We start from the raw sequence: 15189 nt of genomic DNA, 5'->3' as shown, positions 1-15189 counted from the left end.
GCAGGGAGGCCCACGAATCCGGCGGCGGCGAGTCAGATACAGAAACTGGCCGCCACGCGGTACCCGCAAGTCGTGCCATCGTGCCCGGCCCGGTCTGACCGGTCCGAGCGCGAGGCCGCATGCCGGGTGCCCGGCTGGCCGCGGCGCTTTCCCCCGCTCGTATCCTGCTTTTTCTGTTGGGGGAGTTTATGGCAAGCGGTATCGTCAAATGGTTCAATGACGCCAAGGGCTTTGGGTTCATCAAGCCGGACGACGGCGAAGAGGAACTGTTTGCGCACTTTTCGGCCATCCAGATGAGTGGCTTCAAGACCCTGAAAGAGGGTCAGCGCGTGTCCTTCGAAGTCATCCAGGGGCCCAAGGGCAAACAAGCCACCAATATCCAGGACGGCGCCTGAGGCCTCTGTGCGCGGCCGCACCCGCCGACAGAGCGCGAGGCGGCCACGAAAGGATGCGGGGGAAGCTCTCCCCGGAACGGGATCGGTCCGCGCCCCCCGGACATCGCCTGGCCTAGACAGCCAGCGCGCCATGGACGGAAAAGCAGGCTGAACAGCAGTACGCAACGCATCCGTCAAAAAGCCCGGTCAGGTCAATGCCGGGCTTTTTGTTTGCCATGCGCCGCGCTACACCCAGCCCTCGATGTGCAGCCCGCTGGCCTGCTCGGCCGCCTCCCGCGTGACCGCGCGCACGGTCTGGCCAAAGGTCCAGACATGGCCTTCGGGATCCCGCGCGCCATAGACCCGGTCGCCGTAGAACTGGTCTGCCGGTTCCCTGACGATTTCCGCGCCGGCGGCCCGCGCCCGCTCGCAGTGGGCATCGATCCCCTCCAGCAAGTGAACATGGACCGACTGCGTGTTCATGCCGCCTGCCGCGGCGGGACTGGCGGTGTAATCCGTCCAGGCGCTGCCGATCATGATATAGCCGCCGCCGAAGCGCATCTCGGAATGGACCAGCTTGCCTTCGCGGTCGGTGATGACCATGGCGCGCTCGAAGCCGAACGCCTTTTCCAGCCAGTCCAGGGCCGCGAGCGGGTCGCGGTAATAGAGCGCGGAGCCGAAGGCCGCGCGCCGGAACGGATCTTCCATCATGCCTCCCCGGGCAGTTTCCCTCGACACTGAACAAGCTAGGTAACGCCCTGCCCGATTGCAAGGCGGCCCGGCGCGGCCTCATGAAAAAACCCCGGGCCTGCTTGCGCGGGACCGGGGTTGGTCGGTGTGCGGCGGCGCCTGGGCGGCGCGGAGGCCGGCAGCCGCTTACATATTGTCGATCAAGACCTGGCCAAAGCCCGAGCACGACACCTGGGTCGCGCCTTCCAGCAGGCGGGCGAAGTCATAAGTGACCTTTTTCGACAGGATCGATTTCTCCATCGACGCGATGATCAGGTCGGCAGCTTCGGTCCAGCCCATGTGGCGCAGCATCATTTCGGCGGAAAGGATTTCGGAACCCGGGTTCACGTAGTCCTTGCCGGCATACTTCGGCGCGGTGCCGTGGGTCGCTTCGAACATGGCCACGGAGTCCGACAGATTGGCGCCGGGGGCAATGCCGATGCCGCCGACCTGCGCGGCCAGCGCGTCGGAGATGTAGTCGCCGTTCAGGTTCAGCGTGGCGATCACCGAGTACTCGGCCGGGCGCAGCAGGATCTGCTGCAGGAAGGCGTCGGCAATGGCGTCCTTGATCACGATCTCGCGGCCGGTCTTCGGGTTCTTGAACTTGCACCACGGGCCGCCGTCGATCAGTTCCGCACCGAACTCCTTCTGCGCCAGTTCGTAGGCCCAGTCACGGAAGCCACCTTCGGTGAACTTCATGATGTTGCCCTTGTGCACGATGGTCACCGACGGCTTGTCGTTGTCGATCGCGTACTGGATCGCCTTGCGCACCAGGCGCTGGGTGCCCTGGCGGGAAACCGGCTTGACGCCGATSCCSGAGGTGTYSGGGAARCGGATCTTCTTGACGCCCAKTTCRTYCTGCAGGAAGGCGATCAGCTTCTTGGCCTGGTCGCTTTCGGCTTCCCATTCGATGCCGGCGTAGATGTCTTCCGAGTTCTCGCGGAAGATGACCATGTCGATCTTCTGCGGCTCGCGCACCGGCGAAGGCACGCCCTTGAAATAGGCGACCGGGCGCAGACAGACGTACAGGTCCAGTTGCTGGCGCAGCGCTACGTTCAGCGAACGGATGCCGCCGCCGACCGGCGTTGTCAGCGGGCCCTTGATCGACACCACGTATTCCTTCAGGGCCGCGAGGGTTTCTTCCGGCAGCCAGACATCGGGACCGTACACCTTGGTGGACTTCTCGCCGGCGTAGATCTCCATCCAGGAAATCTTGCGCTTGCCTGCGTAGGCCTTGGCCACGGCAGCGTCAACCACCTTGATCATCACCGGGGTGATGTCCAGGCCCGTCCCGTCACCCTCGATAAAGGGAATGATCGGATTGTCCGGAACATTCAGCGAAAAATCCTGGTTGACCGTGATCTTTTCGCCGGCCGGAACCTTGATGTGTTGATACATGACGTCTCCAGTGCGGAACGGGGGATTGAAACTGCCGCCAGGCCCGTGACCGGACGGCGAGATGTGGGTGACGCGCGGGGGCATTTTAACGGGGAACGGCATGGCCACGATGCTGCGTCGCATCACGACGGAGCGTCCGCGCGCACCCCGGTGCGCGCAAATCCTCTATCCCTATGTGCAAAATTTGGTCTTATATAAGACATAAGACCGTTTTGTATTATGCAGCAAAATTTCATGATCCGCCATCTCCGCGGCACCCCCGAATCCTGCCACCGCCCCGCAACCGGGCGCCCGGCTGCGGCATACTGGCGCCGGCGGGCGCCCGGCCTGCACCGTTTCCTCGTATCCGCATGACCCTGATTGCCCTGAACAAGCCCTTCGGCACCATGAGCCAGTTTTCCGCCCACCCCACGCGGCCGACGCTGGCCGACTGCGTGGCGCTGCCCGGCGTGTATCCGGCGGGCCGGCTCGACGCCGACAGCGAGGGCCTGCTGCTACTGACCGATGATGGCGCCCTGCAGGCGCGTATCGCGGATCCACACCATAAGTTGCCGAAGACCTACCTGGCCCAGGTGGAGAACATTCCGCAAGACCAAGCGCTCGCGCGCCTGCGCGAGGGCGTCGATCTTGGCGATTTCCGCACGCTGCCGGCACGGGCGCGCTGCATCGAGGAGCCCGTCTTCCTGTGGCCGCGCAATCCGCCGGTGCGGTTTCGCGCCGCCATCCCGACGCAGTGGCTGGAGCTGGAGATCCGCGAAGGGAAAAACCGGCAGGTGCGGCGCATGACGGCGGCGGTGGGCTTTCCCACCCTGCGGCTGGTGCGGCTGAAGATCGGCGCGCTCGACCTGCGCACGCTCGGGCTGGCGCCGGGACAATGGCGCGAAATCGCGCCCGCGGACCTTGGCCTCGACACCCCGGGCTCGCCACGCGCAGGCGCACCAGGCGGGTCCGCCGCCCCTCAGGGACGGCGCCCCGCGCGCCCCCGCCCAGGAAGTTACAAAAATTAACAGAGAGAAGGTCAACGACTCACCACTCGGTTTCGTTTTTGACACTGACGCGTCGCATACGAGTCACTCTTTCGAATCGAATTCAACCTTCCAAGGTAGATAGCATGAACAAACTGATCGCTGCTCTGGTTGCCGGCCTGTTCGCCACCGGCGCTTTCGCCCAAGCCGCCGCTCCCGCACCGGCAGCACCGGCTGCCGCAGCACCGGCAGCTGAAGCTCCGGCCGCAAAGCCCGCGACCAAGAGCACCAAGAAGACCCACAAGAAGCACGCTCACAACAAGACCAAGGCTGCTCCGGCTGCCAAGACCGACGCTGCTCCCCAGTAAGCGCATTGCTGGCACGCCGGGTCCTTTGGGTCCGGCATGAGAGAGGCAGGCTGCCCGTCGGGTGCCTGCCTTTTTTGTTGTCCGCCCCGGCGTGCCGCGCGCGTGGCACGCCCGTGCAACGCGGCGAAATATGCGAGCCAGCCGCCCGCCTCGCAGCTGCGTTATGCTGGCGGCTGTCCTGAACCCGTCATACGCCGCCTCCCTTTCATGCGCCCTGTCCTCCCGTTACTTCTCGCCGGCGGCTGCGCCGTTGCCGCCCTGACTTCCGCGTTTGCCCAGGCGCAGGCCAGCCTGCCGGTCAGGCAGCTCACCGCAGGCATGTACGCGATCAAGGCGGAGATTGCCGCCACGCCGGAATCCCGCGAACTCGGGCTGATGTACCGCAAGACCATGCCCGCCAACGAGGGCATGCTCTTTGTCTTCGAGGAGAAGGCAGGGCATTGCTTCTGGATGAAGAACACCGACCTGCCGCTGTCGATCGCCTTCCTCGCCGATGATGGCGCCATCGTCAATATCGAGGACATGGCGCCGCAGACGGAAGACAACCATTGCCCGCGCGCAGCCGTGCGCTATGCGCTGGAAATGAACAAGGGATGGTTTGCGCAGAAGGGCCTGAAGGCCGGCGCGAAGATCGGCGGCCTGCCGCAGCCGCGCTGAAGGCGCAGGGCGCGGCGGTCCGGCCGCCGCGCCCTGCGACGAGATCAGTCGCGGAAGTTGTTGAAGTCCAGCGGCGCCTCGGGAACGTCCTTGCGCAGCAGGGCGATCACGCTCTGCAGGTCGTCGCGCTTGGTGCCGGACACGCGCACCGCATCGCCCTGGATGCTGGCCTGCACCTTGATCTTGCTGTCCTTGATCATCCGCACGATCTTCTTGGCCAGGTCGCCGGTGACGCCCTTCTTGATGGTGATGACCTGCTTGACCTTGTCGCCACTGATCTTGTCGGTCTTGCCGTAGTCGAGGAAGCGCACGTCCACATTGCGCTTGGCCATCTTGCTGATGAGCACGTCCTTGACCTGGCCGAGCTTGAAATCGTCATCGGCGAAGGCGGTCAGCTCGTTTTCCTTGTGCTCGACCCGGGCGTCCGATCCCTTGAAGTCGAAACGGGTGGTGATCTCCTTGTTGGCCTGTTCGACCGAGTTCTTCACCTCGACCATATTCGCTTCGCACACTACGTCAAACGACGGCATTGCATTCTCCTTTGTCTTGCGTGTTGCTGATGTTGCTGATGTTGCGGTGTAGCGCCGTTCGCCCGCAGCGGCAGGCCGATGGCGGCGCTTACGTATAATCCAGCCTACCCTGCAGTCCGGCGCCGCCGCGCGGCCGCCGCTTCACCTTTCCCTTGCATGGCAGATTTCCACGAATTTTATCCCCTGCGCCGCCACAATACATTCGGATTCGACGTGCGCGCGCGCTTCGCCGTCCATGTGCGCAGCGAAGCCGACCTGCTGCATGCGCTGGCGGATCCCCGCGCGCATGGCTTGCCGCTGGTGGTGCTGGGCGGCGGCAGCAATGTGGTGCTGACGCAGGACCTGGATGCCCTGGTCCTGCTGATGGAAATCCCCGGCTACACCGTGAGCGCGGCCGACGATACCTTCCTGGTGACCGCCGGCGCCGGCGAGAACTGGCACGCGCTGGTCTGCCGCACGGTCGCCGACGGCATGCCCGGCCTGGAAAACCTGGCGCTGATTCCCGGCACGGCGGGCGCCGCGCCGATCCAGAACATCGGCGCCTACGGCGTGGAACTGCGCGAGCGCTTCGAGCGCCTGCGCGCATGGGACCGCCGCGCCGGCGAATTCGTCGACCTGACGCTGGACCAGTGCCGTTTCGCCTATCGCGACAGCCTGTTCAAGGGCGAGGGCCGCGACCGCTACATCATCACCGCCGTCACGCTGCGCCTGCCGCGACCGTGGCAGCCGGTGCTCGGCTACGCGGAGCTCGCGCGGGAAGTCGCGCAGGATCCGGCCGCGCCGGCCACGGCCAGCCGCATCCGCGATGCCGTCATCGCCATCCGCTCGCGCAAGCTGCCCGACCCGGCCGAAATCGGCAACGCGGGCAGCTTCTTCAAGAATCCGGTGGTCGGCGCCGGGCAACGCGATGCGCTGCTGGCGCAGCACCCCGGCCTGGTCAGCCATGCCCAGCCGGACGGCAGCTACAAGCTGGCAGCCGGCTGGCTGATCGACCAGTGCGGGTTCAAGGGCCTGAGCGACGGCGCGGTCGGCGTCTACGGCAAACAGGCCCTGGTGCTGGTGCACCACGGCGGCGGCAGCGGGCAGGAACTGCTGGCGCTGGCAAGCCGCATCGCCGATACCGTGGCGGCGCGCTTTGGCGTGCGCATCGAGCCCGAGCCGGTCGTCCTGTAAGAGCGGCGCAGCCGGGCCCGGCTGCGCTGCCGTTCTTCAGGCGAAGTGGCAGACGTAGTCCAGGGTTTCCTGCACGTCGATGTCGAAGCTGCTGTTGCCCGGCACATTGAACTGCTGGCCTGCGCCGTACGTGTTCCATTGCTCCTCGCCCGCCAGGCGCACGCGGCAGCTGCCCGCGTTGATTTCCATGATTTCCGGCGCGCCCGTGCCGAAGGTCAGCGTGGCGGGGAAGATCACGCCCAGCGTCTTGCGGGTGCCATCCGGGAACAGCACGGTGTGGCTGACGCACTTGCCGTCGAAGTAGAGGTTGGCTTTCTTGACGACGGAAACGTTGTCGAACTGGCTCATGCTTTTTCTCCTTTGATGCGGGTTCTGGGTGTCTGGATGGGCGGCACGGCGACGCGGGCGCGGCGCAAAAAAGGGGCCGTGACGGCCCCTCTTCCTTGCTGCCACGCCCGGACCGTGCCGGGGCGGGATCAACTCGCCTTAYTCGCCRCGCTGGCGRCGKGCGTTYTCRGCGATGCGCATGCGCAGCGCATTGAGCTTGATGAAGCCGCCGGCGTCGGCCTGGTTGTAGGCGCCGCCGTCGTCGTCGAAGGTCGCGATGGTCTTGTCGAACAGCGTGTCCTTCGAATCGCGCGCGACCACGATCACGTTGCCCTTGTACAGCTTCACGCGAACCCAGCCGTTGACCTTGGCCTGGGTATGGTCGATCAGGACCTGCAGCGCGCGGCGCTCCGGGCTCCACCAGTAGCCGTTGTAGATCAGGCTGGCGTAGCGCGGCATCAGGTCGTCCTTCAGGTGCGCGACTTCGCGGTCGAGCGTGATCGACTCGATGGCGCGGTGGGCCTTCAGGATGATGGTGCCGCCGGGGGTTTCGTAGCAGCCGCGGCTCTTCATGCCGACGTAGCGGTTTTCCACCAGGTCCAGGCGGCCGATGCCGTGCTTGCCGCCCAGGCGGTTCAGCTCGGTCAGCACTTCGGCCGGGGTCATGCGCTTGCCGTTCAGGCCGACGATGTCGCCGCCCTCAAACTCGACGTCCAGGTATTCGGCCGCGTCCGGTGCGTTCTCCGGCGACACGGTCCAGCGCCACATGTCTTCCTCGGCCTCGGCCTTGGGATCTTCCAGGTGGCGGCCTTCGAAGGAGATATGCAGCAGGTTGGCGTCCATCGAGTACGGCGCGCCGCCCTTCTTGTGCTTCATGTCGATGTCGATGCCGGCCTTTTCAGCGTAGGCCAGCAGCTTTTCGCGCGACAGCAGGTCCCATTCGCGCCACGGGGCGATGACCTTCACGCCCGGCTCGAGGCCGTAATAGCCCAGTTCGAAGCGGACCTGGTCGTTGCCCTTGCCGGTGGCGCCGTGCGACACGGCATCCGCGCCGGTGCTGCGCAGGATCTCGATCTGGCGCTTGGCGATCAGCGGACGCGCGATCGAGGTGCCCAGCAGGTATTCGCCTTCGTAGACCGCGTTGGCGCGGAACATCGGGAAGACGAAGTCGCGCACGAACTCTTCACGCAGGTCGTCGATGAAAATGTTTTCCGGCTTGATGCCGAACTTGAGCGCCTTCTGGCGGGCAGGTTCGAGTTCCTCGCCCTGGCCGATGTCGGCGGTGAAGGTCACGACCTCGCATTGATAGGTGTCTTGCAGCCACTTCAGGATCACCGAAGTGTCCAGCCCGCCGGAGTAGGCAAGCACGACTTTCTTGATATCGCTCATGTTCGACTCGATGCGCAAAGTAAGCGCGGCCGGCATGGTTGCCGGACACGCGAGAGATTGATGCGGAAAACCGCTATTTTGACACGTCCGCCCGGGCTTGGGCGGCACTTGCGGCCCTCAGGCGGCGCGGGGTCGCCGCCCCGGCGTGACCGATGTGCGCCATGCGCTGCGCACGGCGCCTCCGGCCGGCCCTGCTCAGTAACGGCCGCAGAGCAGGTATTCCATCAGGGCCTTCTGCACGTGCAGGCGGTTCTCGGCCTCTTCCCACACCACGCTCTTGGGCCCGTCGATCACCGCCGCTTCGACTTCCTCGCCGCGGTGGGCGGGCAGGCAGTGCATGAACAGCGCGTCGGGGCCGGCGCGGTCCATCATGGCCGTGGTCACCATCCAGTCCTGGAAGGCGCGCTTGCGCACGTCGTTCTCGGCCTCGAAGCCCATGCTGGTCCACACGTCGGTGGTGACCAGGTCCGCGCCCTGGCAGGCGGCCAGCGGATCGGCAAATACCTTGACCAGGTGCGCGGCCGAAGGCGGCACCATGGCCGGGTCGAGCTGGTAGCCCGGCGGCGCCGAGAAATGGAAGGTGAAGCCAAGCCGCTCGGCCGCCTGGATCCAGGTGTAGGCCATGTTGTTGGCGTCGCCGATCCAGGCCACGATCTTGCCGCGGATACTGCCGCGCTGCTCTATATAGGTGAACACATCCGCCAGCACCTGGCAGGGATGGTATTCGTTGGTCAGGCCGTTGATCACCGGCACGCGCGAATGCGCGGCGAAACGCTCGATGATCTCCTGGCCGAAGGTGCGGATCATGATGATGTCGACCATGCGCGAGATCACCTGCGCCGCATCCTCGATCGGCTCGCCGCGCCCGAGCTGGGAATCGCGGGTGTTCAGGAAGACCGCATGGCCACCCAACTGGTGGATGCCGGCCTCGAACGACAGGCGCGTGCGCGTCGAATTCTTCTCGAAGATCATGGACAGCGTGCGGTCGTGCAACGGGTGCCATGTCTCGTAATTCTTGAACTTGGCCTTCAGAATCCGCGCGCGGTCCAGCAGGTACTCATACTCGTCGGGAGTCAGGTCGCTGAACTGGAGGTAATGCTTGATCGAAGTTGGGCTCATAAAACAAAGAAGGCGGCTCGGTTGGGGCACACCGTCATGAAGGATTCATGACCCGAGCATGCCGCGGAGCCGCCTTTCGCGTCGCTTGCGCAATTTAACTGTAAGAATCATAAGGGATTATTTCTGCTTTGGCGAGCCTGCGGCGCGCGGAGGACCGGCGCCGGAGCTTATGCGCCAGTCTTATATAAGATATAATACTGGCTGATTCACGCGGGGCCAGGCATACCCATGCCCCCGCCCGCTGCCGGCATCAAAAGTGCCCCCGCCGACACCGACGCCCCCGCTGCCCCTGGCCGGAAAAGAAACGAACCAAACGTTTCCTGGCCGCGTCAAAAGGGCTTCCGTCTGGTCAAGTCTGGCGGGTTTACCGTCGAGTCACCCGTCTTATCCCCGCAGTCCAATGAAGCCCATCGTTCGCGAATATTTCATCCAAGGCATTACCAAGGAAGGCAAGACCTTCCGTCCAAGCGACTGGGCTGAACGGCTGTGTGGCGTGATGGCGCAATTCCGCCCCGAAGGGGACACCGGGGATCCACGCCTCACCTACTCCCCTTACGTGCGGCCCGTGATGACCAGCAACGTGAAGACCGTGGTGGTGGACGCGCGCCTGCGCGACATCGAACCCAAGGCGCTAGACTTCGTGCTCAACTTCGCGCGCGACAACGACCTGCAACTGGTCGAGGCCTGCTCGCTCGAGTAAGCGGGCGGGGCCGGCCGGTCGCCCCGCAGCGGCGGCACCGGCGTGAACGGCGATGCGCCCGGCGAAGGGATAGCGAAGCGACAAGGAAAGGCGCGGCAACGGCAAAGAGAAGCGGAAAATAAAAAAGCTCGTCGAATGACGAGCTTTTTTATCGTGCGGAATCGCGCAATGCGATTCGCGCTCCCGGCTTGCCACCGGACCGCCGCGCTACGTACCCACCAGAAGGCCGGTATGGAACACGATGGCCGGCGTGGTGCCGGAAGGCGCCTGGCATGCGCCGGGCGCAGCGGCTGCTATCAGGCAGCCATCGACTTGATGGCCGACGACAGGCGCGACTTGTGGCGTGCAGCCTTGTTCTTGTGCACGATCTTCTTGTCGGCGATGGCGTCGATGATCGATTGCGAGTTCTTGAAGATCTCGGCGGCGGCGGCCTTGTCGCCAGCTTCGATCGCCTTGCGGACGGCCTTCACGGCGGTGCGCAGACGCGAGCGCAGGCTGGAGTTGTGAGCGTTTTGGGCGACGGCCTGGCGAGCGCGCTTACGGGCTTGTGCGGAATTTGCCATTTAAGTAGATATCCTGAATTCAGATGCGTGCCCCACGGACAAAACCGCAGACACAATTAAGTGCACATCAAGCGACCCGGGATGCACTGGCACACGAATCCGGAACGCAACTATCCTTGTGAATCGGCAATTATACACAGAAGAAAAAGCAGCTGGCAAGCCGGACCACGTCCGAACACTGGCGGGGTGACGCAAACGGCCGCGGACGGGGAGCCGCCGGGCCAAACCGTATAATACGCGCCACACCGGCCCCGCCCCGCGTGGCCCCGATGCAACTTTGGCGCGCGCCCGGCGTCTCAAGCCGGTCCGCCCGGTGGCACGCAGCATGCCACCGCCGCCTCTCCCCTTGCCGCCGACCCATCTTGAACCTGCTCAAAGCGCTCGCCACCATCAGCAGCCTGACGATGCTGTCGCGCATCACCGGCCTCGTGCGCGAGATCCTGATCGCCCGGGCCTTCGGTGCCTCGGACATGACCGACGCCTTCAATGTGGCGTTCCGCATCCCCAACCTGCTGCGGCGCATTTTCGGCGAAGGCGCGTTCTCGCRGGCCTTCGTGCCGATCCTGGGCGAATATCACAGCAAGCGCGGCGAAGGCGAGACCCGCGCCCTGATCGACGCAGTCGCCACGGTGATGACCTGGGTGCTGATGGGCGTGTCGCTGCTCGGCGTGATCGGCGCGCCGCTGGTGATGCTGGTGGTCGCTACCGGCTTCCACCGGCAAGGCGGCGAGACCTACGACGCGGCGGTCTTCATGACCCGGGTGATGTTCCCGTACATCGGCCTGATCTCGCTGGTGGCGCTGGCCTCGGGCATCCTCAATACCTGGCGCCGCTTTGCCATGCCGGCCTTCACGCCGGTGCTGCTCAACCTGTGCCTGATCGTGGCCGCGCTGTTCGTCGGGCCGCACATGGCGCAGCCGATCTACGCGCAGGCGTGGGGCGTGCTGGTGGGCGGCATCCTGCAGCTGGCGGTGCAGGTCCCCGCGCTGCGGCGGCTCGGCGTCATGCCGCGCCTGACCTTCGACCTGCGCGCGGCCTGGTCGGACCCCGGCGTGCGCCGCGTCATGCGGCAGATGGCACCGGCGCTGCTGGCGGTCTCGGTGGCGCAGATCAGCCTGATCATCAATACCAATATCGCCTCGCGCCTGGCCGCGGGCAGCGTGTCCTACCTGACCTACGCCGACCGCCTGATGGAGTTTCCCACCGCGCTGCTGGGCGTGGCGCTGGGGACCATCCTGCTGCCCAGYCTGTCCAAGGCCAGCGCAGACGACAACCGCGCCGAATACTCCGGCCTGCTCGACTGGGGCCTGCGCCTGACCTTCCTGCTGGCCGTGCCGTGCGCGGTGGGGCTGTTCGTGTTCGGCGCGCCGCTGACCGCGGTGCTGTTCAACTACGGCAAGTTCGACGCCCACGCGGTGGAAATGACGCGCCAGGCGCTGGTTTCCTACGGCACGGGCCTGCTCGGACTGATCCTGATCAAGATCCTGGCGCCGGGCTTCTACGCGCGCCAGGATATCCGCACGCCGGTCAAGATCGCCTTGCTGGTGCTGGTGATCACGCAGCTGTCCAACTATGTGTTCGTGCCGCGCTTCGGCCATGCCGGGCTGGCGCTGTCGATCAGCTTCGGCGCCACGGTCAACGCGCTGCTGCTGTTCCTGGGCCTGCGCAAACGCGGTTTCTACACGCCGGCCAAGGGCTGGCTGCTGTTCCTGGCCCAGCTGCTGACTGCGGTCCTGTTGCTGGCCGGCATGCTGCTGTGGTTCGCGCGTACCTTCGACTGGGTGGCCCTGGGTGCCACGCCGCTGTTGCGCATCGCGCTGCTCGCTTCCTGCCTGGTACTTGCAGCGGTCGTCTACTTCGGTACACTGTGGCTCATGGGGCTGAGATACTCCGCATTCAAGCGGAGAGCCGGCTAGGAAGCCCCGCCTGTCTATCGGCCGGATGCAGCGGCGCCGTATGCGTGCGTACGCGCCGCACAGAACCGGGAGACAGCGCGCGGTACAGGGTCAAGGCAGTCGAGGTCGTGCCGGCAGGCATGGCCAACACGCCGTATTCAGGAAAGCCGCAATGACAACCACGAAAGTCCTGGATTACTTCGCCAGCCTCGTGGCAGACGAGCACGGTATCCCACTGACCGAGGCCGTGCTCTCGCTCGCCCAGGATGCCTATCCGGACCTGGACCTGCAGGCCGAGCTGGCCGCCCTGGACGTGCTCGCGGCACGGCTCAAGCGCCGCGTCGCGGAGGGCACGCCGGCCATCCAGCGCCTGCGCCTGCTCAATCATTTCTTCTACCGCGACCTGGGCTTCGGCGCCAACGCGAACGATTACTACGACCCCGACAACTCCTACCTGAACGTGGTGCTCAAGCAGCGCCGCGGCATCCCCATCTCGCTGGCGGTGCTCTATATGGAGCTGGGGCAGCATATCGGCCTGCCACTCAAGGGCGTGTCCTTCCCCAATCATTTCCTGGTGCGGATGTCGATCCCGGCGGGCGAGGTGGTGGTGGACCCGCTCACGGGCGAGACGCTGTCGAAGGAGCAATTGCAGGAGATGCTGGACCCGCATCTCGAACGCGAGGGCATCGCCGATCCCAACGAAGTGCCGCTGGGCCTGTTCCTGCAGGTGGCCAGCCACCGCGAGATCGTGGCGCGCGTGCTGCGCAACCTCAAGTCGATCTATCTGCAGGAGTCGCGCTGGCAGCGCCTGCTGGCGGTGCAGAACCGCCTGGTGATCCTGTTGCCGGGCTCGATCGAGGAGGTGCGCGACCGGGGCCTGGCCTATGCCAACCTGGAGTGTTTCCGCCCGGCGCTGGAAGACCTGGAAGCCTATGTGATAGCGCGCCCCGATGCGGCCGACACGACCCAGATCCGGGACCGCATGCCGGCGCTGCGCATGATGAGCCGCAGCGTGAACTGAGCCAGGCGGGCCGCGCGCCGCGCAGCCCGCCCATTGCCACCCTCAGGAAGGCCGGCGCTTGCCGCCGCGCACCAGCTTCCACAGCCCGCCCAGCACCAGCGGCACGACGGCCGCGCCGATGCCTGCCAGCACGATCAGGTTCAGGTATTGCTTGATGAAGGGCAGGTTGCCGAAGAAATAGCCCGCGAACACCAGGCCCAGCACCCAGGCCGCCGCGCCCAGCACGTTGAAGAGCTGGAACTTGGCGAAGGTCATCTGCGACACGCCGGCGACGAACGGCGCGAAGGTGCGCACGATCGGCAGGAAGCGGGCCATCACCAGGGTCTTGCCGCCGTGCCGTTCATAGAAATTGTGCGTCTTGCGCAGGGCAGTCTGGTCGAGGAAGCGCCAATGGCCGTCGAACACCTTCGGCCCCACCCAGCTTCCCACCATGTAGTTGACGGTATTGCCGCCGATGGCCGCCACCAGCAGCAGGCCCACCAGGGCCCACTCGTTCATGGCGCCCGTGGCGCAGAAGGCGCCGGCGATGAACAGCAGGGAATCGCCCGGCAGGAACGGCAGCACCACCAGCCCGGTTTCCGCGAAGACGATCGCGAAAAGAATGGCATAGACCCACGCGCCATAGTTCTGGATGACGGTGCCAAGGTATTTGTCGACGTGCAGCAACATGTCGATGAACTGCAAAGCGATATCCAATTCGATCCCCGTTCTAGATTMAGCCCACATCATACAAGAGCGGACCGGCTTCAAAGTCACCCGATCCGTTCGCTTCCGCAGCCGCCGCGCTGACCTGCCGGCCGGGCGCGCCGCCCACGTATAATTCCGCCCATGCCTGCCGAAGCCACACGCCCCGCCCAGCCGCCCCGCCCCATCCGCCCCCTGCCCGACCAGCTGATCAGCCAGATCGCTGCCGGCGAGGTGGTGGAACGCCCCGCCTCCGTGGTCAAGGAGCTGCTGGAGAACGCGCTCGACGCGGGCGCCACCCAGCTCAATATCCGTCTCGAGGAAGGCGGCGTGCGCCGCATCGTGATCGCCGACAACGGCTGCGGCATCCCCGCCGCCGAACTGCCGGTCGCGCTGATGCGGCACGCCACCAGCAAGATCGCCTCGCTCGACGAGCTGGAGTCCGTGCTCACGCTGGGCTTTCGCGGCGAAGCGCTGGCCTCGATCGCCTCGGTTTCCGAGCTGACCCTGACCAGCCGCACCGCCGACGACGCCCATGCCACGCAGGTCGCCGCCGATACTGGCAGCGTGCAGCCGGCATCCGGGGGCGTCGGCACCACCGTCGACGTGCAGCACCTTTACTTCAACACGCCGGCGCGCAGAAAGTTCCTCAAATCGGAACAGACGGAGTTCGGGCATTGCCTGGAGATGGTCCGGCGCGCCGCGCTGGCGCGCCCGGACGTGAGCATCACGGTCCATCACAACGGCCGCCCGATGGAGCACTGGAACAGCGGCGACGTGGCCACGCGCACGGCGCAGGTGCTCGGCGCCGACTTTGCGCGGGCCCGCCTGCCGCTCGACGAGGAAGCCGACACCCTGCACCTGTACGGCTTCGCCGGCCTGCCGACCGCCTCGCGCGGCCGCCCTGACCAGCAGTTCTTCTTCGTCAACGGCCGCTACGTGCGCGACAAGCTGCTGAACCACGCGGTGCGCAGCGCCTACCAGGACGTGCTGCACGGCGACCGCTTTCCGTCCTACGTGCTGTGCATGGACCTGCCGCCGGAAATGGTGGACGTGAACGTGCACCCGTCCAAGATCGAAGTGCGCTTCCGCGAATCGCGCGCGGTGCACCAGTTCGTCTACCACGCGGTGCAGCGCTGCCTGGCCCGCCAGGCCGGCGAACAGGGCGACAGCCTGCATAGCAGCGCGGTCGACGAAGGCGCGCCCGCCATGGTGCCGCGCGCCGGCCCCGGCAGCTTCGGCAGCGCCGCCGCGGCACGAGGCAGCGCGCCGGGTGGCGGCATGGGTCGGCATGGGT

General features: G+C 65.7%; 17 protein-coding genes. 9 read left to right on the top strand and 8 right to left on the bottom strand.

Annotation, left to right across the window (positions count from 1 at the left end; translation table 11 throughout):
* Positions 1–188: 188 nt before the first annotated feature.
* Positions 189–395, top strand: a complete 207-nt coding sequence (locus tag AC1DK4_RS24140; protein WP_441618726.1) for a cold-shock protein — start codon at positions 189–191, stop codon at positions 393–395.
* Between the two features lie 225 nt (positions 396–620).
* Here the strand turns inward: AC1DK4_RS24140 and AC1DK4_RS24135 are convergent, their stop codons facing one another.
* Positions 621–1082, bottom strand: a complete 462-nt coding sequence (locus AC1DK4_RS24135) for a VOC family protein (protein ID WP_441618724.1) — start codon at positions 1080–1082, stop codon at positions 621–623.
* A gap of 168 nt (positions 1083–1250) precedes the next feature.
* Positions 1251–2501, bottom strand: a complete 1251-nt coding sequence (icd, locus tag AC1DK4_RS24130) for an NADP-dependent isocitrate dehydrogenase (protein ID WP_477131826.1) — start codon at positions 2499–2501, stop codon at positions 1251–1253.
* A gap of 350 nt (positions 2502–2851) precedes the next feature.
* Between icd and AC1DK4_RS24125 the strand changes: the two genes are divergently transcribed.
* The 3 genes from AC1DK4_RS24125 (at position 2852) to AC1DK4_RS24115 (ending at position 4491) form a co-directional block, all read left to right on the top strand.
* Entirely contained in the window at positions 2852–3508 is a 657-nt protein-coding gene (locus AC1DK4_RS24125; RefSeq protein WP_441618525.1) for a pseudouridine synthase, read from the top strand.
* A 104-nt stretch (positions 3509–3612) separates the two neighbouring features.
* Positions 3613–3834: a hypothetical protein gene (locus tag AC1DK4_RS24120; protein ID WP_477131825.1), complete on the top strand. Its 222-nt coding sequence runs from the start codon at positions 3613–3615 to the stop codon at positions 3832–3834.
* 207 nt (positions 3835–4041) lie between these two features.
* Positions 4042–4491, top strand: a complete 450-nt coding sequence (locus tag AC1DK4_RS24115) for a DUF192 domain-containing protein (RefSeq protein WP_441618521.1) — start codon at positions 4042–4044, stop codon at positions 4489–4491.
* A gap of 44 nt (positions 4492–4535) precedes the next feature.
* On the opposite strand, the gene AC1DK4_RS24110 is transcribed toward AC1DK4_RS24115, so the two are convergent.
* Positions 4536–5021 (bottom strand): YajQ family cyclic di-GMP-binding protein, encoded by a 486-nt coding sequence (locus AC1DK4_RS24110; RefSeq protein ID WP_441618519.1) that lies wholly within the window; start codon positions 5019–5021, stop codon positions 4536–4538.
* A gap of 156 nt (positions 5022–5177) precedes the next feature.
* Here AC1DK4_RS24110 and murB point away from each other — a divergent pair, with 156 nt between their 5' ends.
* A complete protein-coding gene (gene murB, locus AC1DK4_RS24105; protein ID WP_441618517.1) occupies positions 5178–6194 on the top strand; it encodes a UDP-N-acetylmuramate dehydrogenase in 1017 nt (338 codons plus the stop codon).
* A 36-nt stretch (positions 6195–6230) separates the two neighbouring features.
* Here murB and ppnP read toward each other — a convergent pair whose 3' ends face one another.
* From ppnP to argF, 3 genes are all read right to left on the bottom strand, one after another.
* Positions 6231–6542: a pyrimidine/purine nucleoside phosphorylase gene (gene ppnP, locus AC1DK4_RS24100; RefSeq protein ID WP_441618515.1), complete on the bottom strand. Its 312-nt coding sequence runs from the start codon at positions 6540–6542 to the stop codon at positions 6231–6233.
* 138 nt (positions 6543–6680) lie between these two features.
* Complete coding sequence (locus tag AC1DK4_RS24095) at positions 6681–7910, bottom strand: argininosuccinate synthase (RefSeq protein ID WP_043349357.1); 1230 nt, start codon at positions 7908–7910, stop codon at positions 6681–6683.
* Positions 7911–8105: 195 nt separating this feature from the next.
* Positions 8106–9029 carry an ornithine carbamoyltransferase gene (argF, locus tag AC1DK4_RS24090; protein WP_441618513.1) on the bottom strand — a complete coding sequence of 308 codons (924 nt, stop codon included), beginning with the start codon at positions 9027–9029 and terminating at the stop codon, positions 8106–8108.
* 400 nt (positions 9030–9429) lie between these two features.
* Here argF and AC1DK4_RS24085 point away from each other — a divergent pair, with 400 nt between their 5' ends.
* On the top strand, positions 9430–9729 hold the full coding sequence (locus AC1DK4_RS24085) for a DUF3579 domain-containing protein (RefSeq protein WP_441618511.1): 300 nt from the start codon (positions 9430–9432) through the stop codon (positions 9727–9729).
* Positions 9730–10025: 296 nt separating this feature from the next.
* Here AC1DK4_RS24085 and rpsT read toward each other — a convergent pair whose 3' ends face one another.
* Entirely contained in the window at positions 10026–10292 is a 267-nt protein-coding gene (rpsT, locus tag AC1DK4_RS24080) for a 30S ribosomal protein S20 (RefSeq protein ID WP_006157537.1), read from the bottom strand.
* A gap of 362 nt (positions 10293–10654) precedes the next feature.
* Here rpsT and murJ point away from each other — a divergent pair, with 362 nt between their 5' ends.
* Together murJ and AC1DK4_RS24070 are read left to right on the top strand one after the other, a co-directional pair.
* Complete coding sequence (gene murJ, locus AC1DK4_RS24075; RefSeq protein ID WP_477131824.1) at positions 10655–12208, top strand: murein biosynthesis integral membrane protein MurJ; 1554 nt, start codon at positions 10655–10657, stop codon at positions 12206–12208.
* Positions 12209–12359: 151 nt separating this feature from the next.
* Positions 12360–13208, top strand: coding sequence for a SirB1 family protein (locus AC1DK4_RS24070; RefSeq protein ID WP_441618507.1), 849 nt, complete (start codon positions 12360–12362; stop codon positions 13206–13208).
* Between the two features lie 42 nt (positions 13209–13250).
* On the opposite strand, the gene AC1DK4_RS24065 is transcribed toward AC1DK4_RS24070, so the two are convergent.
* Positions 13251–13877 (bottom strand): VTT domain-containing protein, encoded by a 627-nt coding sequence (locus tag AC1DK4_RS24065; protein WP_441618722.1) that lies wholly within the window; start codon positions 13875–13877, stop codon positions 13251–13253.
* A gap of 159 nt (positions 13878–14036) precedes the next feature.
* Between AC1DK4_RS24065 and mutL the strand changes: the two genes are divergently transcribed.
* Positions 14037–15189: DNA mismatch repair endonuclease MutL (gene mutL / locus AC1DK4_RS24060; RefSeq protein ID WP_477131823.1), on the top strand; the 1153-nt coding region annotated here is incomplete at its 3' end.

Source organism: Cupriavidus sp. 05N38, assembly GCF_056397345.1.
The sequence above is the reverse complement of the archived record's forward strand: the minus strand, read 5'-3'. Positions and strand labels throughout refer to the sequence as shown.